Source organism: Streptosporangium saharense (assembly GCF_014203715.1).
GTDB classification, from domain to species: domain Bacteria; phylum Actinomycetota; class Actinomycetes; order Streptosporangiales; family Streptosporangiaceae; genus Streptosporangium; species Streptosporangium saharense.
Genome location: NZ_JACHJP010000002.1, coordinates 608,114 through 630,153, shown reverse-complemented (window position 1 = coordinate 630,153; position 22,040 = coordinate 608,114). Strand labels below are relative to the sequence as shown.

The following is a 22,040-nucleotide window of genomic DNA, read 5'->3' as shown; positions in this document are numbered from 1 at the left end:
CTTTTTCACAGACCGGCCGCACGGCCGGTTTTTCGTTTCTGTACGGCCCGGCCCCGCGCGTGCGGGTCAGGGCAGCAGGACGGCGGCGCCCTCGACGCGGTCGGCGGTCAGGTCGGCGAGCGCCACGTCAGCCGCCTCGAAGGGATAGGCGACGGTCGTCACCTCGGGCGGATGCTCGGCGGCGAGCTCCAGATAGGCCCGGGCGTCGGCGCGGGTGTTGGCGGTGACGCTGCGCAGCGTCCGCTCCTGGAACAGGTGGCGCCGGTAGTTCAGCGCCGGGATGTCACTGAGGTGGATGCCCGCGACGGCGAGGGTGCCGCCCCGGTCGAGGGCCTCAAGCGCGACCGGCACCAGCTCCCCGACGGGCGCGAACAGGATCGCCGCGTCCAGCGGCTCGGGCGGGGGCTCGGCCGCCCCGGTCGCGGAGGTGGCCCCCAGGCGCAGCGCCAGCTCGCGCGCCCGCGCCGAGCGGGTCATGACGTGCACGGTCGCGCCCTGGGCGACGGCCAGTTGCGCGGTCAGGTGCGCCGAGGCGCCGAAGCCGTAGACGCCGAGCCTGCCACCGGGCGGCAGGTCACTGCGGAGCAGGGCCCGGTATCCGATGATTCCCGCGCACAGCAGCGGGGCGAGCTTCTCCGCGGACGGCCCCTGCGGCAGCGGGTGGACGTAGTCCTCGGGGGCCGTGAGATATCCGGCGTAGCCGCCGTCGGCGTCCCAGCCGGTGTAGGTGGACAGCGGGCAGAGGTTCTCCGCGCCCCCGAGGCAGTACCGGCAGCGACCGCAGGTCGAGCGGAGCCAGGCCACCCCGACCCGGGTGCCGAGGGGCAGCGAGGTCCCGGGGCCGTGCCCGGCCACCCGGCCGACGACCTCGTGACCGGGCACGGTCCTCGGCTTCCTCGGCGGCAGGTCGCCCTCCGCCAGGTGCAGGTCCGTACGGCAGACGGCGCACGCCTCCACCTCGACCAGCACCTCGCCGGGACCGGGTTCGGGGACGGGCAGCCTGACCCGCTCAAGCGGGTGCGAGGCCATCGGCCCGGGGCGGGCGACGACCCAGGCGTCCATCGTCACGGGGCGCTCCTGATCCGCCGTCCCGTGATCTCCACCGGGACGATCTTGATGTACAGGTCGCGGTCGCCGCCCGCCCACGGGGTGACCCCGGACCTGGCCGCCGCCTCCCGTTCCTCGCCGCTGACGCGGTGGGCGCCGCCACGCGCGAGCACGCTCCAGCCCTCGCGGTTGACGTCGTCGATCCGGTCGACCTCGAACGCGATCTTGAAGTCGACGCCCTCGACCCCGGTGCGGAGGTTCTCGTCCAGGGTGCCGCCCAGGGAGGTACGGAAGATCACCGCGCCCTCGCGCAGCACGTAGTTGACCGGCAGGATCGCCGGGCCCCCGGCCTCCGCGAAGGCCACCCTGCCGACGCCGCCGGGGGAGATGAGCCGCAGGCACTCCTCGGTCCCCAGCGGTTCGAGGCGCGGGTGGGGCGCGGGCGCGCCACGGCCGGGCGGCAGATCGACGGAGCCGCCGAGAAGCTCCTCCGGGGCCGTGTCCAGGGCGGCGGCCAGCCGCCTGACGGTCTCCGTGGTCGGGGAGGCGGGCGTCTCCTCCAGGTATCCGAGGTATCCGGTGTCGATCCCGGCGAGGGTGGCCAGCCGCTCGCGGGTCATGCCGAGCTCCTCGCGTCTGCCGGTCACCCGTCGGCCCAGGTCGCCGGGTGCCGCCGCACGTTCGGTCATCACAGTCTCCAATGGCAGGTGAGGGTGTCTCTCTGCCTGCCTCCCCCCGGCTGCCATCCCTAACCGGGATGACCGAGGCCACGGGGCGTTTCACAGAATCTACATTGTAAAGGAGAGGGGCTGTTGTCAATTAGGGAAAGGCCGTCGAGCCCACGCCCACGACACGAGGGCCGGGTATCCTGTAAGGCCCCTTTCGGAAATTATGTCTTTTTGAATGACAGATAGGACATGGGGCGTACGGCGGGCGGAGGGGCGTGGGAGACGGTCACGCGGGTACGCCGTGGGGGTGGACGGCCTCGTGGGACGCCTGCGCGCGTCCCGGACCACCGGCGGGTAGAGTCCGTGGAAGTGATGGTTTGCGGCTTTTGGCGAAAAGGTTTCTGGATCGTGTCCCGGAACTCTTCGCGGGGATCCCTCGTTTGGGGTAAATGTGGGCCGTACGACAAACCCTCATATATATGCATTGGATCGGCGGGCATATTGCATTGTTCCGGCATGAGGGCGGGGGCTCCCAGGCGGGACGAGGGTATACGAGGGAACGGGGTCCGGTGGAGAGGGTCGGGGGACTGGATGCCGGAAAGCACGAGCCTGGACGAGACGCGCGGTGACACCGAGCCCGCCGTACCCGAGACGCTGAATCCGATGACGGACCCGAGGTGCTGCTGAGCCGATGACGGAAGACAACCGGTTCCGCGACTACGCCGCGCCGGGAGGCGACTTCACCTGGTCGCCGCCCTCACGCAACGGCCAGGGCTCCCAGAGCTCCCAAGCTTCCCAGGACGACGAACACACCGACGAACACACCAACGGGCACCCGAACGGGAACGGCTCGGACCTGCCCGGCGGCCCCAACGGGACACGCTCCTACCGGAGCTTCACGGACAACCGGCCCCCCGCGACGCCGCCGCCGACCGTGCCTTCCGCGGGGTCTCCCACGGTTGACGAGCCGGGCGGTACGGCGTCGGCGAGTCCCGGCTCCTACTACAGCGAGTGGACCGCCAACGACCCGACGGACGTGTTCTCGACGGTCCGCGACCAGCCAGGCCGCCGTGAGCGCGAACCCCAGCCCCCCGCCTACGACGACCACGATGACCACGACGACGAGAACGACGCGCGCTCCCGGGGCGCCTACGAACGCCTGTCGGAGGCGTTCTCCTGGGTGCTCCCGAGATGGCGTCGGCGCGGGGGGACGCCGCCGCCGTCTCCCGCGCCGCCGCGCCCGGCGCCGGTGCACGCCCCGCCCCGGCTCGACACCGACTTCACCGGCATCACCGCCTACCGGGTCCCGCGCCTGTCTCGCCCCTTCCTGTGGTGCGCGGGCGCGGACCCCGCCCTCATCCCGAACCGCAGCGAGCTGTACCGCTACTCGACGATCGGCGTCTTCGTCTGCCTGGTCTCCGCCGTCGCCGCCACGATGTTCGCGGTCTTCGCCTCGGTCATCAGCGGCGGCTTCTCCCCGGCGATCCTGCCGTTCGCGGCCATCTGGGGCATCCTCATCTTCTGGGTCGACCGGTCGATCGTCGCCGAGCCGAGCTACGGCACCGTGCTGTCGGGCACCGACTCGACCGGCCTGCTCGACCCGGTCGTCAAGGTCAGGAAGCCCGGCTGGCTGACCTACGCGATGCGCGGGATCCTCGCCCTCGGTGTCTCCTTCGTCATCGCCGAGGCCGTGACGCTGCTGATCTTCCACTCGGAGGTCCGCGACCAGCTGGCCTTCAACCAGAACGCCCGCGCCACCCAGCTTGAGGCCACGTTCAAGACGGCCGACGCGGACAGGCGCAAGCAGCTCGACGCCAAGTACGACCGGGTCGAGCTGTGCGCGACCGCCAAGGCCAAGGAGCGGGTGCGCAACGCCGCGCTGAAGAAGAAGCAGGACGAGTCGCTGGGCAGGCAGGGCCAGGGGCTCAGCGGCACCGTCGGGTTCGGCCCGATCGCCACCAAGCTTGAGGCCGACTACAACAAGGCCCAGCGGGAGTACGTCACGGCCCAGGGCAGGTGTGACCTGGCCCGTGAGTCGGTCAGCAGGGAGTTCAAGGTCTTCGAGGGCCAGGAGAGCGCGGCCAGGGCAGAAAAGCTCGCCGACGTGCGCAGGAACGTCGGCTGGGTCGCCCAGGAGCAGGCCCTGCACGACTTCATCGACAACAGTGGCAGCGCCGTCGTCGTCGCCCTGCCGTGGGTGCTGCGGATCACGATCCTGCTGCTCGACCTGCTGCCGCTCAGCGTCAAGCTCTTCGGTGGCCCGACCGTCTACGAACGGCGGCTGCGCGAGCTGGCCTACAGCCAGGCCTACGAGACGCAGCGCCTGCGCGAGTCGCACATCGCCAAGATCGACATGAGGTACGACCTCGACCGGCTGAACACACGGGACAGCTACGACCGGGGCCGCGAGGACATCCGCGGTCCGGGCCGGAGCGTCCGGGGGACCCGTATCGATCGCAATCCATCTCCCTGAGGACCCGAGGAGTCTCGTTGACCGATTTCCACGCCGGGCAGGGCGGATCGGCCTCCTCATCCGCCACCGGCCACCGCACGGCGATCGCCCGCTACCGCGAGCTGGCCGACCGGGCGATGACCGCTCTCGGGCAGGAGGACGTGCCGGAGGCCGCGGCCGTACGGCAGGCGTATGACCGGGCCGTCGGCCTGGCCGTGAAACTGAGGGAACGCTGCGCGAAACCCGTCTCGGTGGGGATCGTCGGAGAGTACAGCGCGGGCAAGTCCATGCTGCTCGGCACGTTGCTCGGCGCCCCCGGGCTGCTGCCGGTCTCCGGCTCGCCCACCACGGGGAACGTGACGGTGCTGCGCGTCGAGCCCGCCCCGCCGGGGGAGCCGACCCGGGTGCGCGCGGCCAGGATCGAGTACCTCACCCGTGCGGAGCTGGCCGAGACGGTCGGCTACATCATGGACGAGCTGGTCAGGACCGTACGGCGCGCCGGGGGCGGCAGGGACGTCTCCGCGCTTGAGGACTACAACCCCGTCAGGGACGGCTGGGACGTCCTGAACCGGTGGGCGGAGACCACGCTGGACTGGGCGGCGATGGAGAACTCCAGGCTGCTGGGGATCACCCTCGAACTGACCAGGATCCGCGACGCGCTCAAGCTCGCCGGGGAGTTCGTGCTCGACGGCCACACGGGGCTGTCCCTGCCGGTCGAGCCGGACATGCTCCGGCAGGCGCTCGACATCGAGGACATCAGGGACCTGCCGCGCGTCTTCCCCAGGACCGCGCAGGGCTTTCCCGTCTCGCCCCGCGACCCGCTGACCGCCCAGACGCTGCGGGTCACCTTCACCCTGATCCGCAGGGTCGTCTGCCAGGTCTGGGTGGCCCAGGGCGACTGGGCGGGGCCGCTGCCCGGCGACGGCACCGCGGCGGAGCTGTGCGACCTTCCCGGGCTCGGCGCGACCGCGGTCCGCGACGAGTACCTCAGCGTCAGGGAACTCGACGAGATCGACGCCATCGTGATCGTGCTGCCCTCGCACCGGGCCGAGCGTGACGACGCCCGGCAGTTCTACTCGCTGCTCGAACGCAACCGCAGAGGCAAGGGCGCGCTCAGCGAGTCGATCCTCGTCGCGGCCAACTGCTTCGACCTGCTGCAGCCGCCGGACGTCCCGTTCGCGGGTGTGGCCGACCTGGTGGCCTCCTCCCGCGACCTGTCCTCCCTGCACAGGATGGCCACCACGCTCAACGGGCGCAGGGAGGACCGGGTGGCCTTCACCTCCTCGCTCGTCGCGATCACCACCCGGGGCCTGCCGTACGAGACCGGGGGTGAGGAGGGGGAGAAGATCACCGCGTCGCTGGGCGCGGCCGGGGCGCAGGCGGAGCGGTGGAAGCGGATCGCCGCGGACCTGGTCCTGACCGATCCGGGCCACCCCTACACCGCGGCGCTCGGCGGGTTCGGGCGGGACGGGGGTGTCGGGGGGCTGCGGGACATGCTGGACCGGCACGTGCGGACCTACGGCGTGTTCCTCAAGCACGAGGCGGTCGTGCCGGTCGCCACCGACCTGCTGACGGCGCTGCGCGCGCTCGACCGGATGCTGCGTCCCGGCCTCGGCGGCGTCCAGGCCGGGGTGCGGGACACGGGGTCGCTGACCGCGCTGTTCCGGATGGTCGAGGAGGAGACCTCCCACACGGTCAGGTCGCTGGTGCTGCTGGCCGACCCGGAACGCCTGGCGACCGACGGCACACAGGTCGTCCCCGGTGGCTCGGCGGTCCTCGACCTGGCGCGGGCGGGGGCGACCTACGACGTGTTCACCTGGCGGGAGTGGCAGCAGTACCGGGACCGGGTCGGCGACGACGGCCGGATCGGGCCGCCGCTCGGCGGAGGGAAGGCGGCGGGCGGGCGGGGCTTCGGCGTCGCGCGGCGCATGCCGACCGAGGCCGACGCGGGCGCCCCGGACACCACGGAGCGGCTCTTCGCCAGGTTCGAGCCCACCTGCGTCAGGGCCGTCGGCGAGGCCAGGGAGATCTACCTTGAGGCCGTCGCCGCCTGGGCGGAGCGGCGCCACCGGGAGCTGACCCACGTGCGCGAACGGCTGCGCGACTCCGGCACGTGGGAGTCCGTCGGGCGGCTGCTGGCCGCGCTCGACCCGGAGGACGACGGCCAGGCGCGCGGGCACAACCTGCTCAGCCTGGTCTCGATGGACTGGCTGCCCGGCGCGGCGGCGGGCCTGCTGCCGGTTCCGGTGCCGGCGTCCTACGAGGACAGGGAGCGGATCACCGAACGCTTCCCGCTGCGGACCGTGCAGGCGCTGCCCTGGAACGGCGGGCGCCACAACATCGCCGGAGACGCGGGGGCCAGGGTCGTCACCCACCAGATGAACATCTTCCGGGTGCGCGGCGACATCGTCGCGGCGGTCGGCCACCACGTGCGGCGCCACCTGCTGGCCGACGCGGTCAGGCTGGGCCGGGAACTGCGTCTGGAACTGCAGGAGCTGCGCGAGGCCGTACCCGCCGAGGAGAGCGTGCGACGCCTCACCCGGCGGGGACCGCACGACAACGGACGCGCCCCGGCGGGCGGCCCGGTCCGTGACCTGCTCGACGAATGGGATGGAAAGTCCGGAGGTAATACCCGATGACCGTGCGCCTGCTGTTCGCGGGGCCCAACGACGGCGAGGGGGACGACGAGACCTCCCCCGGCGTGTTCGTGATCTTCGAGGTGAACGGGGAGTACCGGCTGCCCGACGTGTTCGTCGAACCGGACGGGGTGGCGCACGCCGTGAACGTCCAGGGGCCGGGGCCGCAGCCGCCGGACGACGAACTGGCCGGGCGGGTCGCCGAGCTGTACACGCTGCCCGGCTGGCGCCCGCGCCCGGTGCCGGGGCGCTACCTGCTCGTCCAGGGCCCCGCCGTACCGGCCGCCGACCTCGGGCTCGGTGGTGAGCGGACCGTCAGGATCGCCTGGTGGATCGGTGAGGCGGGCACGGGTCCCAGGGAGTTCACGCTCGAACTGCGGCTGATGCCGCCGGGGGCGCGTCCCGCGAAGGGCGGCGTCAACCAGGACGCCACCAGGAGGGTCGCCCCGATCGGCGAGCCCCGGCGGCACGTGAGCTTCTTCGGGCACGCGGCGATCGACTACGGCACCTCCTCCTCGACCGTGACGCTGTACGACAGGACGGGCGGCAGGCGCGTCGAGATGGACGAGCAGCAGTTCGACGTGCTGCTCGGCGGGTTCGACCGGCTGCTGCTCGACGGCCCGGTGGGCACGCACGAGGCCGACTGGGCGCAGGCGCGCGACGACATCGTGCGGAGCCTGACCACCCGGCTGAACTCGCTGCTCGGCCTGTCGGGCACCGGCGACTCCGTCAGGGTCACCGTCACCCCCGAGGGCCTTGAGGTGCTCCAGCCGGGTTTCCAGCACCTGCCGGTGCCGAGGGTCCGCTACCGGGACGCGCTCTGCAAGGAGCTCGACGTGGCGATCTCCCGGATGGACGAGAAGCTGGGCACCGCCTACGCCATGAGTCTCAGCGGCTGCTACGCCGATGCCTTCGGCACGCCCGCGCTGGGCTCGCTCTACCTCCACCAGGTCGTCTTCGACGGTGACTCGCCGGAGATCTCCAGCGAGATCAAGGTGCTTGAGGGCTCGCCGCTGCGGGCGGTGCTGGGCGACCGGGCCGACCGGGTGACCCGCGCCTACCCGGGGCTGAAGCGCGCCTTCTCCCGGCCGCGCGAGATGCCGGAGCTGCGGGGGGAGGGCGGGGCGCCGGTCACCACGGACACGTTGCTGATGCACGCCTACAACGACCTGGTCGACAAGACCATCGAGTACGGTAACGAGAAACGCTCCGCCGAGTGGGGCATCCGCGGGCTGAACCACCTCGTGCTGACCTATCCGACCACGCTTCCTCCTTCGGGCCGCCGCGCGCTGGAGAAGCTGGCGCAGTCCAGTCTCAGGATGGCCAGGGTGACCACGACGTTCGACGAGGCCGTCGCCGCGGCGCTGTTCTTCGTCATGCGTGACTTCGGCGGCGAGTCAGACACCGGCGTCGAGCCGTTCCGCGCCAGATCCAGGCGGGTACGGCCCGGCCGCCCCGCCTGGCGGCAGAACATGCTGGTCATCGACATCGGCGGCGGCACGACGGATGTCGCGCTCTTCGCCCTGCACCTGATCGACAGGCAGGTGCCCGCCGAGGACGTCCCCGAGGAGTTCTTCGGCCGCCACTACGTGATCCGTCCCGAGGTGCGGGGCTCGACCGGGCATCCGCAGCTCGGCGGCGACCTGCTGACGCTGCGCGTCTTCCACTGGCTGAAGGCGGAGATCGCCGACGCCCTGATGGCGCTGACGGGCCGCAGCGGGGACGCCTCAGGGGGGCCTTCGAGCGCCGAGGAGGAGACGTGGCTGGGGCACTGGCCCGCCTCCCACGTCGGCGCCGACGGCGTGCCGCGCCCGATCGCCCCCGCCTTCATCGCCAACCCCGACCCGGGACCCAGGCCCGAGCAGGTCTGGGCGGCGCTGCGCGACCTGCTGCCGACGCACAGCCCCGTACTGGCGGCGGGCGGGCGCGCCGCGCCGGGACGGGCGTTCTTCCGGCTGTGGCAGGAGGCGGAGCAGGCCAAACGGCTGCTGGGCGCGGGCCGGGAGTACACCCTGCCCAAGAACAAGCTGCAGGAGGTGCTCAACAACATCGACGGCCGGTCGAGGCCGCCCGCCGCGCTGGTCGAACGACTCGGGCACACCGTGGTCACCCTGCTGCCCGAGCAGTTCGAGCACCTGGCGACCCCCGTGATCACCGCCGCTGTCGACATCGCGCTCACCACCTTCAGCGCCCAGCGCCGCAGGGAGCCGGGGGAGCCCATCGACATCGTGGCGCTGTCCGGCAAGACCAGCACGATGCCGCTGGTCGAGCGCATCGTGGCCAGGCGGCTGCGGGAGCTGACCCTCAACGGCGTCGACGGCACCGACGCCGTGCCGGTTCCCCGCCTGGTCGTCGAGCGTCGCTACGCCAAGCAGGCCACCTCGATCGGCGCGTGCTGGGCGCACAGCTTCAGCCGCTACGCCGACATCGAGAGCGAGGACCCGGGCGGCCCCGCCGGGGAGGCCGAGCGCCACGTGGACAGCCGCGAACGGCTGCGGGCCGGCCAGAACGTCGTCGGCATCGCCGTGGACAACCTGTTCCAGAGCCTGCCGTGCGACTTCTCCCTGCAGAACACCGACACGCGGGTCGGGATGCTGCTCAACGCGGGCGACCAGCTCGACATCGCCGACCGCACCGGCAGACTGTCGGTCCGTACGGCCTGGCGCCCGATGAAGGAGGACATCCACATCCACCGGGAACTGGGCGGCGACCGGGGCGAGTCCATCGAGTGGGGCAGGTTCACCTTCGACAGCAGGCAGGACAGGCTCACCCAGGCCAACGTCGACTGGGGCAGGATCCGCTTCCAGATCGAGATCAACCAGGAGCTCGAACCGGTCATCCACCTGTGCCACGGCGGCAACCCCATCTACCTCGTGGAGGGCGAGCACGGCGACGTCGGGGCGGCGCTGAACGGCGGCCGTCACGGCGTCCAGCTTGAGGCCACGGGGCTGCCCGCCGCCATCCACGTCAGGAGGACCCCGGACGCGCTCGACGACAGGGCGACCGTGGAGCTGTTCCCGATCCTGGCGCCGGGCGAGGCGACCAGACGCCACCTGCGCTCCTACCTGCTGGAGAGCGGCGGCGACGGCAGGGTGTTCAGCGGGGCGATCTCCCCGGCCTGGCTGCCCGCTCCCGCGCCGGGGTACGGCGCGGCGACCTGGGAGTTCCTCTGGGCCGACGGGCACGGCCGTCTGTCCCCGCTGTTCCGGATGTCCGCGCCCCGCAGGGACGCGCACGTGCGCTACCACGTCACCCTCGACCACCTGGGGCGGTTGCGGATCCACGTCGGTTACCCCCGCTACCTAGCCGCCCGCAGGCTCACCGACCTGGCCGACTACCCCGGGTCGGTGTTCACCTCCCCGATGGATCCGGGAGAACCGTTCGGCAAACCGGAGTGGGAGCCCTTCACCGGTGACCACTGACCTTCGACAGGACGACGCCATGCGAACGCTCGACGATCTGCTCGAACCCCTGCTCGGCCTGGACGGGCGGCCCGCGCCGTTCGCCGGGCCGCTGCGCGACCGTCTGCGCGACGTCGTCACCCGCCTGGACACCCACCTCGACCAGCGGGCCGCGCAGACGCCCACCGACCTCTACCTGCGGGGACAGGACCTGATCGGCCGTCTGCGCACCGTCTGCCGGGTGCCCGCAAGGGGGGTGCACCAGGCGGTCCTGACCGAGCTCGACGACGCGGCCAGCCCGCTGCGGGTGCCGCTGTGGGGCGCGCTCGGCGACCTGGCGGGACAGTTGCTCATCATGCTGCACCGCGACGGCCCCCGGCAGCGGCAGGAGGAGGACAGCCACCTGGTGCTCAACCTGGTCGGCGTCCTGCTCGGCCTGACCCACCCGGCCCCCCGCCAGGAGCCCGCGCCCGTTGTGGAGACCGTGGCGGAGGTGGAGAAATCGGAGGAGCGGGAGCCCGACGATCTGACCGTACGGCTGCGCGACGAGTTCGACCGCCTCTACCAGGACAGCGTCGTCTACCTGGGTGAGCCCGGCGAGGCCCCGGACACGGCCGAGGGGCTGTGGATCGGCCTGCACGTGGCGTGCCTGCGGCTGCCCGAGGCCATCGCCAGGTTCCAGCGCGAGCACTTCGCGCGGACCTTCGGCGGGGAGCTGGACGAGGCGATCGTCCCGGCGCTGCCCGCGATCGGCTTCCTCGGGCTCGGCGTCCCCAGGCGCAACGACGGCGACCGCTGGCGCTCGGAGCGGACCGAGCGGATGTGCGACATCCTGACGGAGATGTTCGCCGTCGCCGAGCTGGACCCGGGCGTCTACCACGGCCTCGACGAGATGGCGCGCGACGCCCAGGCCCCGATCAGGCTGGACGTCAAGACCCACCGCCAGTACCGGGAGCGGGCCTGGACGCGGCTGCGGGAGCTCGACGAGCTGCGGGCGGGCAGCGAGCTGGAGATCAGATACCTGGCCTGGGTGGACGAGGTCGTCTCCTCGTTCTTCCCGCTGCCGCTGCCCGTGCCGGACAGCTGGTGGGCCGAGCGCTACCGGCGCTCCCGCACCCTGGTGCTCGACGCGGTCAGGGCCGCGGGCGGCAAGGCCGACGTCCTGGACGGCAGGCCGTACGACAGGGCGCTGCGCGGCAGGCTCAGCGGCACCCAGATGATCCTGCCGGTCGAGGAGGCCGACGCCGACCGGGTGCTGTGGACGCTGCGGCTGCCGTGGGAGTTCGGCGGCAGCGGCGAACCGGGGCGGGTCGTCCACGGGGTACGGCGTCGCTGAGAGTTATGGCGGTTAGCGACCATATTGGCGGGTAGGACCGCCACGTGGCACAGGGGGGATGGATCTCCCGCTGGCCGGTTCTCCGGCAGCTCAGGGGAGAGGACGGCAGGTCGCGCGCCGCCCGTTCGGCGCGCACCGACGCGCTGCGCCCCAGGACCGAGCAGGCCGACAGCGTCGCCAGGTCCGTCTGCCCCTACTGCGCGGTCGGCTGCGGCCAGCTCATCTACGTCAAGGACGGCCGCGTCACCCAGATCGAGGGCGACCCCGACTCGCCCGTCTCGCGCGGCAGGCTCTGCCCGAAGGGCGCGGCGAGCAAACAGCTCGTCACCCACCCCGGCAGGCAGAAGCACGTCCTCTACCGGCGCCCCCACGGCACCGAGTGGGAGGCGCTCGACCTCGACACCGCGATGGACATGATCGCCGAGCGGGTGCTCCGTACCCGCAGGCAGACCTGGCAGCAGGAGCACGAGGGCAAGACGGTCCGGCGCACCATGGGCATCGCCAGCCTGGGCGGGGCGACGCTGGACAACGAAGAGAACTACCTGATGAAGAAGCTCTACACCGCCCTCGGCGCGATCCAGGTGGAGAACCAGGCCCGTATTTGACACTCCTCGACCGTCCCCGGTCTGGGGACCAGCTTCGGGCGCGGTGGCGCGACGGGTTTCCCACGGGACCTCGTCAACGCCGACTGCGTCGTCATCCAGGGCTCGAACATGGCCGAGTGCCATCCGGTCGGGTTCCAGTGGGTGGTCGAGGCCAGGGCGCGGGGCGCCAGGGTGTTCCACGTCGATCCGCGCTACACCCGCACCAGCGCGCTGGCCGACCGGCACCTGCCGATCCGCGCGGGCGCCGACATCGTGCTGCTCGGCGCGCTGATCAACCACGTGCTGGTCAACGAGCTTGACTTCCGCGAGTACGTGCTGGCCTACACCAACGCCGCGACGATCGTCTCCGCGGACTTCAGGGACACCGAGGATCTCGACGGGCTGTTCTCCGGCTTCGACGCGGGCAGCCGCAAGTACGACCCGTCGAGCTGGGCCTACGAGGGCGTGGACGAGGAGCCCGCCGCGGGGCTGCGCGGTGAGCAGCTCGAAGGAGGGGCCCACCACGCCGAGGTCGCCGGTGCCGACCAGTACGGCTCGGGCGGCGCCCGTGAGCAGGCCAGCCCGCCGACGGACCCGACGCTGCGCCACCCGCGCTGCGTCTACCAGATCCTCAGGCGCCACTTCGCGCGCTACACCCCGGAACTGGTCGAACAGGTGTGCGGCGTCTCGAAGGCGGACTTCGCCGAGCTGGCCGGGGCGATCACCGAGAACTCGGGCAGGGAGCACACCACCGCCTGGGTCTACGCCGTCGGCTGGACCCAGCACACCGTGGGCGCGCAGTACATCCGCACCGCTTCGATCCTGCAGTTGCTGCTGGGCAACATGGGACGGCCCGGCGGCGGCATCCTGGCGCTGCGCGGCCACGCCAGCATCCAGGGCTCGACGGACATCCCGACGCTGTTCAACATCCTGCCCGGCTACCTGCCGATGCCGAACGCCCACGAGCACCAGAACCTCGACGACTACCTGAAGGGAGCGGGCGCCGAGACGGGCTTCTGGGGCAGGAAACGCTCCTACATGGTGAGCCTGCTCAAGGCCTGGTGGGGCGAGCACGCCACGGCGGACAACGACTTCTGCTTCGGTCACCTGCCCCGCCTGACCGGCGACCACGGCCACTACTCGACCGTGATGGCGCAGATCGACGGCACCGTCAAGGGCTACTTCGTCGTGGGGGAGAACCCGGCGATCGGCTCCTCGGGCGGCAAGGCGCAGCGCTTCGGGCTGGCCAACCTCGACTGGCTGGTCGTGCGGGACCTGACCCTCGTCGAGACCGCCACGTTCTGGAAGAACGGCCCCGAACTGGCGACCGGCGAGATGCGCACCGAGGACATCGCGACCGAGGTGTTCTTCCTGCCCGCCGCCACCCACGCCGAGAAGGAGGGCACCTTCACCAACACCCAGCGGCTGCTGCAGTGGCGGCACAAGGCGCTCGACCCGCCGGAGGACTGCCGCAGCGAGCTGTGGTTCTACCACCACCTCGGCAAGCGGATCAGGGCCCGGCTGAGCGACGACGAGATCGACCGCCCGCTGCGTGAGCTGGCCTGGGACTACCCCGAGGAGGGCGAACGCGCCGAGCCCTCCGCGTCCGCCGTGCTGCGGGAGATCAACGGCACCGGCCCCGACGGGCGGACGCTCTCGGCCTACACCGAGCTCAAGCCCGACGGCTCGACCCGGTGCGGCTGCTGGATCTACTGCGGCGTCTACGCCGACGAGGTCAACCAGGCCGCCAGACGCAAGCCGGACAGCGAGCAGAGCTGGGTGGCGCCCGAATGGGGCTGGGCCTGGCCCGCCAACCGGCGCACGCTCTACAACCGGGCCTCCGCCGACCCCGAGGGCCGCCCGTGGAGCGAACGCAAGGCCTACGTCTGGTGGGACGCGGAAAAGGGCGAGTGGACCGGTCACGACGTGCCCGACTTCGAGCTGACCAAGCCGCCCGACTACCTGCCGCCGGAGGGCGCGGTGGCCGAGGACGCCCTGGCCGGGACCGACCCGTTCATCATGCAGGCCGACGGCAAGGGCTGGCTGTTCGCCCCCGCCGGGCTGGCCGACGGGCCGCTGCCCACGCACTACGAGCCGCAGGAGTCACCGGTCCCCAACCTGCTGTACGGCCAGCGCGCCAACCCCGCCCGCCGCCTCTACGACCGTCCGGAGAGCCCGTACAACCCGCCCGAGTCACCGCGTTTCCCCTACGTCCTGACGACCTACCGGCTCACCGAGCACCACACGGCGGGCGCCATGAGCAGGCCGCTGTCCTACCTGGCCGAACTGCAGCCCGCGCTGTTCTGCGAGGTCTCGCCGGAACTGGCCGGGCTGGTCGGGCTGGTCAACGGCGGCTGGGCGACGATCGTGACGACCCGCACCGCGATCGAGGCCCGCGTCCTGGTCACCGAACGGGTCCGGCCACTGCGGGTGCAGGGCCACACGGTCCACCAGGTCGGCCTGCCGTACCACTGGGGATGGGACGGGGGCGGCCTGGTGACCGGCGACTCGACCAACGACCTGCTGCCCATCGTGCTCGACCCGAACGTCTACATCCAGGAGGGCAAGGCCGTCACCTGCGACCTGCGGCCCGGCAGGCGCCCCACGGGCCCGGCACTGCTCGAACTGATCAGGGAGTACCGCGATGGCTGAGCGGATGGGATTCTTCACCGACACGAGCATCTGCATCGGCTGCAAGGCCTGCGAGGTCGCCTGCAAGGAGTGGAACGACGTGCCCGACGACGGGTTCGTCTTCAGGGCGACCTCCTACGACAACACCGGCAGCCTGGGCGCCGACACCTGGCGCCACGTGGCCTTCATCGAACGCCCCTCCGAGGAGTCCGGGGACGGTCTCGACGGCTGGCTGATGTCGTCCGACGTGTGCAAGCACTGCACGCACGCCGCCTGCCTGGACGTCTGCCCCACCGGAGCCCTGTTCCACACCGAGTTCGAGACGGTCGTCGTGCAGGCGGACGTGTGCAACGGCTGCGGCTACTGCGTGCCCGCCTGCCCGTACGGCGTGATCGCCAGGCGCGAACGCGACGGCCGGGCCTTCAAGTGCACGATGTGCTACGACCGCCAGCTCGGCGGCCTCGAACCCGCCTGCGCCAAGGCCTGCCCGACCGACTCCATCCAGTTCGGGCCGCTCGACGAGCTGCGGGCCAGGGCCGACGAGCGCGTCGCGACCCTGCACGAGCAGGGCAGGACGGACGCCCGCCTGTACGGCGCCAGCCCCGACGACGGTGTCGGCGGCGACGGCGCGTTCTTCCTGCTGCTCGACGAACCCGAGGTGTACGGCCTGCCCCCGGACCCGGTGGTCACCACCAGGGACCTGCCGCAGATGTGGCGCTGGGCGGCGGGCGCCGCGCTGTCCCTGACCGGCGTCGTCGCCCTGTCCTTCCTGGGCTTCTCCGACCGGGGGAGGGGCAGGTGAGGCGCGGAGAGGAGCCGATGGTCCCCGAGGCCGGATTCCGGTCCTACTACGGGCAACCGATCATCAAGGCCCCCGTCTGGCACGAGCCCCACATGCCGGTCTACCTCTACCTCGGTGGCCTGTCCGGCGCCGCCGCCACGATGGCCGCCGTCGCCGGGCTCGCGGGAAACGACCGTCTCGCCCTCACCGCCAGGGCCACGGCCGCGTTCGGCGCCGTCGCGGGCGCCGGGTTCTTGGTCGCCGAACTGGGCAGGCCCGCGCGCTTCCTCAACATGATGCGCGTGTTCAAGCCCACCTCCCCGATGAGCATGGGCTCGTGGATCCTGGCCGCGCACGGCGCGACGACCGGCCTGGCCGCCGCCTCGGCCCTGGCCCCCGTGTTGCCCGCCTGGCGGATCATCGCCCCGCTGCGCGTACCCGTCCTGGGGGACGCCGCGGTCGCCGCCTCCGCGCTCACCGGTCCGCTGATGGCCACCTACACCGCCGTCCTGCTCGCCGACACCGCCATACCCGCCTGGCACGAGGCCCGTAAGGAGCTGCCGTTCCTGTTCGCCGGAAGCGCCCTGGCCAGCGCGGGCGCCGCGGGCATGCTGGCCACCCCCGGGGCGTCGGCCGCCCCGGCCAGGGCCGTCGCCGTACTGGGCGCCGCCGTCGAGACGGCCGCGGGAGCCCTGATGGAACATCGCCTCGGGCTGGTCGGCGAGCCGTACAGGACGGGGGAGGCGGGCCGCAGGATGCGGATCGCCCGCGCCCTGACGGTCGGCGGTGGCCTGCTGGCCACGGTCGCGGGCCGCAGCCGTGTCCTGACCGCGCTGTCCGGCGCCGCCCTCACCGCGGGTGCGCTCTACACCCGCTTCGGCCTGCTCGCGGCGGGCCGGGCCTCGGCCGCCGACCCCAAGTACACCGTCGTCCCCCAACGCCTCCGCCTCGAAGCGGGCCAACCCGCCTCGGTCCCCGCCGACTCCTGACCTTCCCGCCCTCTCCTGAACCACGCGGCTCGGCCCGCCCCACGGTCAGCCCACCCACGACGGGCGTGCCGGGGCCTGGGCGTCAGCTCTCCCTTCGAGGCTCCGTTTAGAGTCGTGAACCCCGCCCCACCCTCAGCGCAGCCGTACGGCGGTGCCGTCGAAGGCGGTCAGCTCACCCACGACCGGCGCGCCCGGCACCTCCCCGGCCACGAGCAGCCCGCCCGAGGTCTGGGCGTCGGCGAGCAGCAGCACATCCTCCTCGTCCAGGCCACCCCGGTCCAGGTGCGGTTCGACCCACGCCAGGTTGCGGCGGGTGCCGCCGCTGACGTAGCCGTCCCGCACCGCCTGACGAGCCCCCTCCAGGTACGGCACCGCCGCCGCGTCCACCACGGCCGTCACCCTGCTCGCCCTGGCCAGCTTGTACAGGTGCCCGAGCAGCCCGAAACCGGTCACGTCGGTCGCGCACTCCACGCCCGCGGCGAGCGCCGCCTTCGAGGCGTCCCGGTTGAGCGTCGTCATCGCCTCGACGGCCTGCGGGAAGACCACACCGGTCGCCTTGTGCCGGGTGTTGAGCACGCCGACGCCGAGCGGCTTGGTCAGCGACAGCGGCAGGCCGGGCCGCCCGGCGTCGATGCGCAGCAACCGCGCAGGATCGGCCAGACCGGTGACGGCCATGCCGTACTTGGGCTCGGGATCGTCCACGCTGTGGCCGCCCGCCACGTGACAGCCCGCCGCGCGCGCCACGTCCAGGCCGCCGCGCAGCACCACCTTGGCCAGCTCCATCGGCAGCACGTCCCTGGGCCAGCACAGCAGGTTGACGGCAACCAGTGGGTCACCGCCGACCGCGTAGACGTCCGACAGGGCGTTGGCCGCGGCGATCCGCCCCCAGTCGTAGGGGTCGTCCACCACCGGGGTGAAGAAGTCGGCGGTCGCCACGATCGCCCGGCCACCCTCGACACGGACTACGGCGGCGTCGTCACCGTCGTCGAGCCCGATGAGCAGGTCGCCGGGCCGGTCACCGGACAGGAGCCCGGCGACCACGGCCTCAAGCTCGCCGGGCGGGATCTTGCAGGCGCAGCCGCCTCCGTGCGCGTACCCCGTCAGCCGGGGCCTGTCCGTGTGCGATGTTCCCTGGAGGGTGTCCGGTCCTGCCATCTGCGTCTCCTCCGGTCGGGTGCGGGCGACGCCGTGCCTTCCCGTGCCCCCCGCGTCCCCGCGGTCCTACCCCCTCGCGGGTATGTTCTCCCCTTGGAGGCGTCTGGGTGCCTGGTGGTCCCCCCGGTCTTCAAAACCGGTGAGGCCGAGGTCCTCGGCCTGGCGGGTTCGATTCCCGTCCGCCTCCGCCACCTTTCAGCGTTTCTCCGCGTGTTTTTCGGGGTGTTTCTCGGCGGCCGCGCACGCCTGCGCGGCGTCGTCGGCGGTGACGACGCGGCGGAGCAGGTCGGTCAGGGTGGCGAGTTCGGCGGCGCTGAGCACCCCCAGGCTGGCGGTCTCGCCGGCGTGCGCCCGGTCGATCAGGTCGGCGGCCAGCCGCTGTCCCGCGTCTTCGAGCCGGACCAGTTGACGCCGCCGGTCAGCGAGGTCACGGGTCCGGCTGACCAGCCCCTTGCGCTCCAGATCGTCGAGGTAGCCCACGAGGTGGCTGCGGTTGAGGCCCAGCCGGTCGGCGAGCTCGTTCTGGGTGAGCGACCCGAGATCGTGCAGTCCGGAGAGCACGGCGAAGTGCGGCAGCCGCAGCCCGTGCTCGGTGAGGTCGGCCACCAGGGTCCGATGGCCGATCCGGGAGACGTGACCGGCCAGATACGACGGCAGCGCCAGCAGCGTCGGCGGGCGCGCGTTCCCCCTGTCCTCGGCGTTTCCTGCGATGTCATTCACGGGCCGACACTATCATCATGACTTCGTTTCTTGATGTAATAATGTCGCCATGGAATCAAATAGTGCGTCTCCAACCGGGCCGTTCGCCGCGCTCCTGCTCGCGGTGCTGTCGTTCTCCCTGCTGCAGACGATGGTCGTCCCCGCCCTGCCGGACCTGGGACGCGAACTCGACGCCACCCCGGCCGCCACGGCGTGGGTGATCAGCTCGTTCCTGCTGACCTCCTCGGTCGGCACCGTCGTCATCGGCCGCCTCGGCGACCTGTTCGGCAAACGCCGCCTGCTGCTGGTCAGCCTCACGCTTCTCGCCGCGGGCACACTCCTGGCCGCCCTGTCCGGCTCGATCGGCGTGCTCGTCGCCGCCCGCGCCGTCCAGGGCCTCGGCGCGGGGACGTTCCCCCTGGCGTTCGGGATCGTCCGCGCCACCTTCCCCCGCGACCGCGTCCCGGTGGCCATCGGCACCATCAGCGCGATCTTCGGCATCGGGTTCGGCGTCGGGCTCGTCGTCCCGGGCCCGATCACTGACACGCTGGGCTGGCCGTGGCTGTTCTGGACCGCGCTCGCCGTGATCCTCCTCGCCCTGGCCGCGGTCGCCGCGTTCGTTCCCCACGACCGGGGCCGAGGGGGAGGCCGTGTCGACTGGCCCGGCGGCATCGTGCTGACCGTGGCGCTGGTCTCGCTGCTGCTGGCGATCAGCCAGTCCCGTCAGTGGGCGACGCCGGTGGTCGTGGCCTTGGGAACCGCGTCGGTTGTCGCGTTCGCCGGGTTCGCCGTACTGGAGACCCGCCTGACGTCGCCGCTGATCGACCTGCGGATGCTGCGGCGCCGTACCCTCGTCACGGCGAACCTCACCGCACTGATCATCGGGTTCGGCATGTACGGCGCCTTCACCCTCGTCCCCCAGCTCGTCCAGACCCCCGTGACCGCCGGGTACGGCTTCGGTGCGACCGTCACCGAGTCCGGCCTCTACCTGCTGCCGATGGCGGTCACCATGCTGTTCGCGGGCCCGGCCGCGGGGCGCCTCGGGGCGCGTCTCGGATTCACCCCGACGCTGGTCCTTGCCTGCGTCGTCGGGGCGGCCGGATTCACGTTCTTCGCGGCGGGCCACCGGCACGCCTGGGCCATCGCCGTCGGCGCGGGTGTCCTCGGCGTCGGCATCGGCTTCGCCTTCTCCGCCCTGGCCAACGTGGTCGTCGCCGCGGTCGGCCCACACGAGACCGGCGAGGCCACGGGCGTCAACACCATCGTGCGCACGGTCGGCGGCTCCCTCGGCGCCCAGGCGGCCATCACCATCGTCGCCACGGACCTTCCGGCTGTGAGTGGCTACACCACCGCGTTCACCCTCTCCGCCATCGCCCTCCTCATTGCCGCCCTGGTCGCATCCACAGCCAGATCTCGTACGGCCCGGCGTTCACAGGAGGCCGCAGAGGGGGCTTCACCGGCGGCTTCACAAGGAGCCTTGGGGGAGACCGCGCGAGAGACCTCAGCGGAGGCTGCGCGGGGAACCTCGGAGGAGGTCCCACAGGAGACCTCACAGGGGCCTTCGCAGACAACGGGGACGGAGGCGGCTCGATGACCGACTACGGGCACGACCTGCTGTTCGGGGTGATCCTCACTCCCGACGCGCACACTCCCACCGGGGCGCTCGACCTCGCCGTCCTCGCCGACGAGGCGGGCCTGGACCTGGTCACGGTCCCCGACCATCCGTACCGGCCCGACTATCTGGAGGCGTGGACCCTGCTGACCGCGATCGCCACCCGCACCACGAGTATTCGCGTGCTGCCGAACGTCGCGAACCTCGCGCTGCGTCCACCCGCCCTGCTGGCCCGTGCCGCCGCCACCCTGGACCTGCTCAGCGGCGGGCGGGTCGAACTCGGTCTCGGCGCGGGCGGCTACGCCGACGCCATCGCGGATGAGGGCGGCCCACGCCGTACTCCCGGGGAAAGCCTCGACGCGTTGAGCGAGGCCGTCACCGTCATCCGGGGCCTGCTCACGCCCGGCCAGCCCGTCAACTTCGACGGCGTCCACCACCACCTGCGCGACGCGCGCCCCGGACCGGCCCACCCGCACCCGATCGGGCTGTGGCTCGGGACAGTCGGCCCTCGGGCCCTGCGCCTCACCGGGCGGATCGCCGACGGGTGGCTGCCCAGCGCGACCCGGATCCCACCCCACGCGCTGGCCGACGCCAACCGCGTCATCGACGACGCCGCGACGGCGGCCGGCCGCAGGCCCGCCGACATCCGCCGCCTCTACAACCTCCCCGGACTGTCCGGTGACGTGTCCTCCCAGCTCGCCGCCCTCACCCTTGAGCACGGCACAGGCGGATTCCTGTTCTTCGTCGACTCTCCCGCCCAGATCCGCGCCCTCGCCACGACCGTCGCACCACGGACCCGCGACCTCGTCGCCGAAGCCCGCGCACAGAACCCACCGAACCGGGAGCGGGCCCGATGACCCTCACCGCCCGTTGGAGTACGCTATGAACAAATGACCAAAGGAGTCATAGCCTTGGCAATCGCGTTCACCACCGAGGAGAAGACGCACATCACCCGCGTGCTGCTCGACGCCGGTGAGGAGCTGTTCACCACGCAGGGGCTGAAGAAGACCTCGCTTGACGAGCTCGTCGCCTCCGCGGGCATCGCGAAGGGCAGCTTCTACGCATTCTTCGACTCCAAGGAGTCGCTGTATCTGGAGGTCATGCTCCGCCGCGCCCCGCAGGTGGCCGCCCGGGTCGCGACGGCCCTCACCGGTCCACCGGGGGAGGAGAGCCTGGTCGCCGTCATGCGCGCCATCACCGGTGTGCTCACCGACGACCCCCTCTACCGGCGCCTCCTGGCGCGGCCAGACGAACTGGAGGCGGTGACCAGGCGCGTCGGCCCCGAACAGATCGCCCGCGTCACCCCGCAGATCGTCACACCGCTGCTCGACTACCTGGCCGAGGGGCAACGCGCCGGTGTCGTGGTCACGGACATCCCACCGGAGACGCTGGTCGGGGTGATCCGTGGGGTGGGCCTCATCGTTCTCAACCGCGACCGCTTCGGCCCCGCCTACGAGCAGGTGCTCGAAGCCACCATCAGGACTCTGGCGAGGGGAATGCTGACATGAGCGTTCTGGACAGATACGCGAACATGGCCGGGATGACCGAGGAGGCGTGGAAGCGTCACGCCAACCCGTGGAGCGTCTGGACCCGCTTCGCCGCCATCCCGCTCGCCATCCTGGCGATCTGGAGCCGCGTGTGGATCGGCTGGTGGTCGCTGGCACCGCTGGCACTGGTCGTCCTGTGGCTGTGGGCCAACCCGCACGCCTTCCCCCCGATCGCCAGACCGACCGCCTGGTCCTCCAGAGGCATCTACGGCGAACGCCTCTGGCTGAAGGACCGCTCACACATGCCTGCCGGATTCGCGGTAGCCCAGCGAATCTGGACCGTCGGTGCGCTCGCCGGAGTCTCCCTGCTGGCGTGGGGGCTGATCACCCTGCAAATCTGGCCGACCGCGTTCGGCACAACCCTCATCGTGTACGGCCAGCTCTGGCGAATCGACCGGCTGGGCATCTTCTACAACCAGACGCGGACCTCAGGGACCGGGTAGCGGCGTCGGATGGCACTCCTTGGGAGGTCGGATAGGCAACGGGACCGGTCTTCCCAGGG

At 71.8% G+C, this 22,040-nt stretch carries 15 protein-coding genes and 1 tRNA gene; 12 read left to right on the top strand and 4 right to left on the bottom strand.

Annotated features, from left to right (window positions below; translation table 11 throughout):
• Positions 1–66: 66 nt before the first annotated feature.
• Together FHS44_RS11930 and FHS44_RS11925 are read right to left on the bottom strand one after the other, a co-directional pair.
• Positions 67–1,062, bottom strand: a complete 996-nt coding sequence (locus FHS44_RS11930) for a zinc-dependent alcohol dehydrogenase family protein (RefSeq protein ID WP_184715255.1) — start codon at positions 1,060–1,062, stop codon at positions 67–69.
• A gap of 2 nt (positions 1,063–1,064) precedes the next feature.
• Positions 1,065–1,736, bottom strand: a complete 672-nt coding sequence (locus tag FHS44_RS11925; protein WP_184714028.1) for a helix-turn-helix domain-containing protein — start codon at positions 1,734–1,736, stop codon at positions 1,065–1,067.
• A 670-nt stretch (positions 1,737–2,406) separates the two neighbouring features.
• On the opposite strand from FHS44_RS11925, the gene FHS44_RS11920 reads away from it, so the two are divergent.
• From FHS44_RS11920 to nrfD, 7 genes are read left to right on the top strand one after another with little or no spacing between them, the layout of a single operon-like run.
• A complete protein-coding gene (locus FHS44_RS11920; protein WP_184714027.1) occupies positions 2,407–4,188 on the top strand; it encodes a DUF4407 domain-containing protein in 1,782 nt (593 codons plus the stop codon).
• Positions 4,189–4,205: 17 nt separating this feature from the next.
• A complete protein-coding gene (locus FHS44_RS11915; protein ID WP_184714026.1) occupies positions 4,206–6,806 on the top strand; it encodes a hypothetical protein in 2,601 nt (866 codons plus the stop codon).
• Entirely contained in the window at positions 6,803–10,225 is a 3,423-nt protein-coding gene (locus FHS44_RS11910; protein ID WP_184714025.1) for an acetate and sugar kinases/Hsc70/actin family protein, read from the top strand. The genes FHS44_RS11915 and FHS44_RS11910 overlap by 4 nt, the downstream gene beginning before the upstream one ends.
• A gap of 19 nt (positions 10,226–10,244) precedes the next feature.
• Positions 10,245–11,540 (top strand): hypothetical protein, encoded by a 1,296-nt coding sequence (locus FHS44_RS11905; RefSeq protein WP_184714024.1) that lies wholly within the window; start codon positions 10,245–10,247, stop codon positions 11,538–11,540.
• A 44-nt stretch (positions 11,541–11,584) separates the two neighbouring features.
• Positions 11,585–14,776: a formate dehydrogenase gene (gene fdh / locus FHS44_RS11900; protein ID WP_184714023.1), complete on the top strand. Its 3,192-nt coding sequence runs from the start codon at positions 11,585–11,587 to the stop codon at positions 14,774–14,776.
• Positions 14,769–15,557, top strand: a complete 789-nt coding sequence (locus tag FHS44_RS11895; protein WP_184714022.1) for a 4Fe-4S dicluster domain-containing protein — start codon at positions 14,769–14,771, stop codon at positions 15,555–15,557. The genes fdh and FHS44_RS11895 overlap by 8 nt, the downstream gene beginning before the upstream one ends.
• Positions 15,554–16,525, top strand: coding sequence for an NrfD/PsrC family molybdoenzyme membrane anchor subunit (gene nrfD / locus FHS44_RS11890; RefSeq protein ID WP_312863622.1), 972 nt, complete (start codon positions 15,554–15,556; stop codon positions 16,523–16,525). The genes FHS44_RS11895 and nrfD overlap by 4 nt, the downstream gene beginning before the upstream one ends.
• Before the next feature lie 132 nt (positions 16,526–16,657).
• On the opposite strand, the gene selD is transcribed toward nrfD, so the two are convergent.
• A complete protein-coding gene (selD, locus tag FHS44_RS11885) occupies positions 16,658–17,680 on the bottom strand; it encodes a selenide, water dikinase SelD (RefSeq protein WP_184714021.1) in 1,023 nt (340 codons plus the stop codon).
• A 95-nt stretch (positions 17,681–17,775) separates the two neighbouring features.
• Here selD and FHS44_RS11880 point away from each other — a divergent pair.
• Positions 17,776–17,871, top strand: a tRNA-Sec gene (locus tag FHS44_RS11880).
• A gap of 4 nt (positions 17,872–17,875) precedes the next feature.
• Here the strand turns inward: FHS44_RS11880 and FHS44_RS11875 are convergent.
• On the bottom strand, positions 17,876–18,400 hold the full coding sequence (locus FHS44_RS11875; protein ID WP_312863621.1) for a MarR family winged helix-turn-helix transcriptional regulator: 525 nt from the start codon (positions 18,398–18,400) through the stop codon (positions 17,876–17,878).
• A 49-nt stretch (positions 18,401–18,449) separates the two neighbouring features.
• Here FHS44_RS11875 and FHS44_RS11870 point away from each other — a divergent pair, with 49 nt between their 5' ends.
• Genes FHS44_RS11870 through FHS44_RS11855 form a run of 4 tightly spaced genes read left to right on the top strand, consistent with a single transcriptional unit; the run spans position 18,450 to position 21,981 of the window.
• On the top strand, positions 18,450–19,973 hold the full coding sequence (locus FHS44_RS11870) for an MFS transporter (protein ID WP_184714020.1): 1,524 nt from the start codon (positions 18,450–18,452) through the stop codon (positions 19,971–19,973).
• The gene (locus tag FHS44_RS11865) at positions 19,970–20,848 is read left to right on the top strand and encodes an LLM class flavin-dependent oxidoreductase (RefSeq protein WP_184714019.1); all 879 of its coding nucleotides are present in this window, start codon (positions 19,970–19,972) and stop codon (positions 20,846–20,848) included. The genes FHS44_RS11870 and FHS44_RS11865 overlap by 4 nt, the downstream gene beginning before the upstream one ends.
• 54 nt (positions 20,849–20,902) lie before the next feature.
• Positions 20,903–21,499 (top strand): TetR/AcrR family transcriptional regulator, encoded by a 597-nt coding sequence (locus FHS44_RS11860; protein ID WP_184714018.1) that lies wholly within the window; start codon positions 20,903–20,905, stop codon positions 21,497–21,499.
• Positions 21,496–21,981, top strand: coding sequence for a DUF6653 family protein (locus FHS44_RS11855; RefSeq protein ID WP_184714017.1), 486 nt, complete (start codon positions 21,496–21,498; stop codon positions 21,979–21,981). Before FHS44_RS11860 ends, FHS44_RS11855 begins: the two co-directional genes overlap by 4 nt.
• Positions 21,982–22,040: the final 59 nt, after the last annotated feature.

Excerpts from the sequence above, each read along its gene's own strand:
- FHS44_RS11905 (WP_184714024.1), top strand. The coding sequence starts at position 10,245 with ATGCGAACGCTCGACGATCTGCTCGAACCCCTGCTCGGCCTGGACGGG.
- FHS44_RS11895 (WP_184714022.1), top strand. The coding sequence starts at position 14,769 with ATGGCTGAGCGGATGGGATTCTTCACCGACACGAGCATCTGCATCGGC.
- selD (WP_184714021.1), bottom strand. The coding sequence starts at position 17,680 with ATGGCAGGACCGGACACCCTCCAGGGAACATCGCACACGGACAGGCCC.
- FHS44_RS11870 (WP_184714020.1), top strand. The coding sequence starts at position 18,450 with ATGGAATCAAATAGTGCGTCTCCAACCGGGCCGTTCGCCGCGCTCCTG.
- FHS44_RS11855 (WP_184714017.1), top strand. The coding sequence starts at position 21,496 with ATGAGCGTTCTGGACAGATACGCGAACATGGCCGGGATGACCGAGGAG.
- FHS44_RS11910 (WP_184714025.1), top strand. The coding sequence starts at position 6,803 with ATGACCGTGCGCCTGCTGTTCGCGGGGCCCAACGACGGCGAGGGGGAC.
- FHS44_RS11925 (WP_184714028.1), bottom strand. The coding sequence starts at position 1,736 with ATGACCGAACGTGCGGCGGCACCCGGCGACCTGGGCCGACGGGTGACC.
- FHS44_RS11865 (WP_184714019.1), top strand. The coding sequence starts at position 19,970 with ATGACCGACTACGGGCACGACCTGCTGTTCGGGGTGATCCTCACTCCC.
- FHS44_RS11920 (WP_184714027.1), top strand. The coding sequence starts at position 2,407 with ATGACGGAAGACAACCGGTTCCGCGACTACGCCGCGCCGGGAGGCGAC.
- FHS44_RS11930 (WP_184715255.1), bottom strand. The coding sequence starts at position 1,062 with ATGGACGCCTGGGTCGTCGCCCGCCCCGGGCCGATGGCCTCGCACCCG.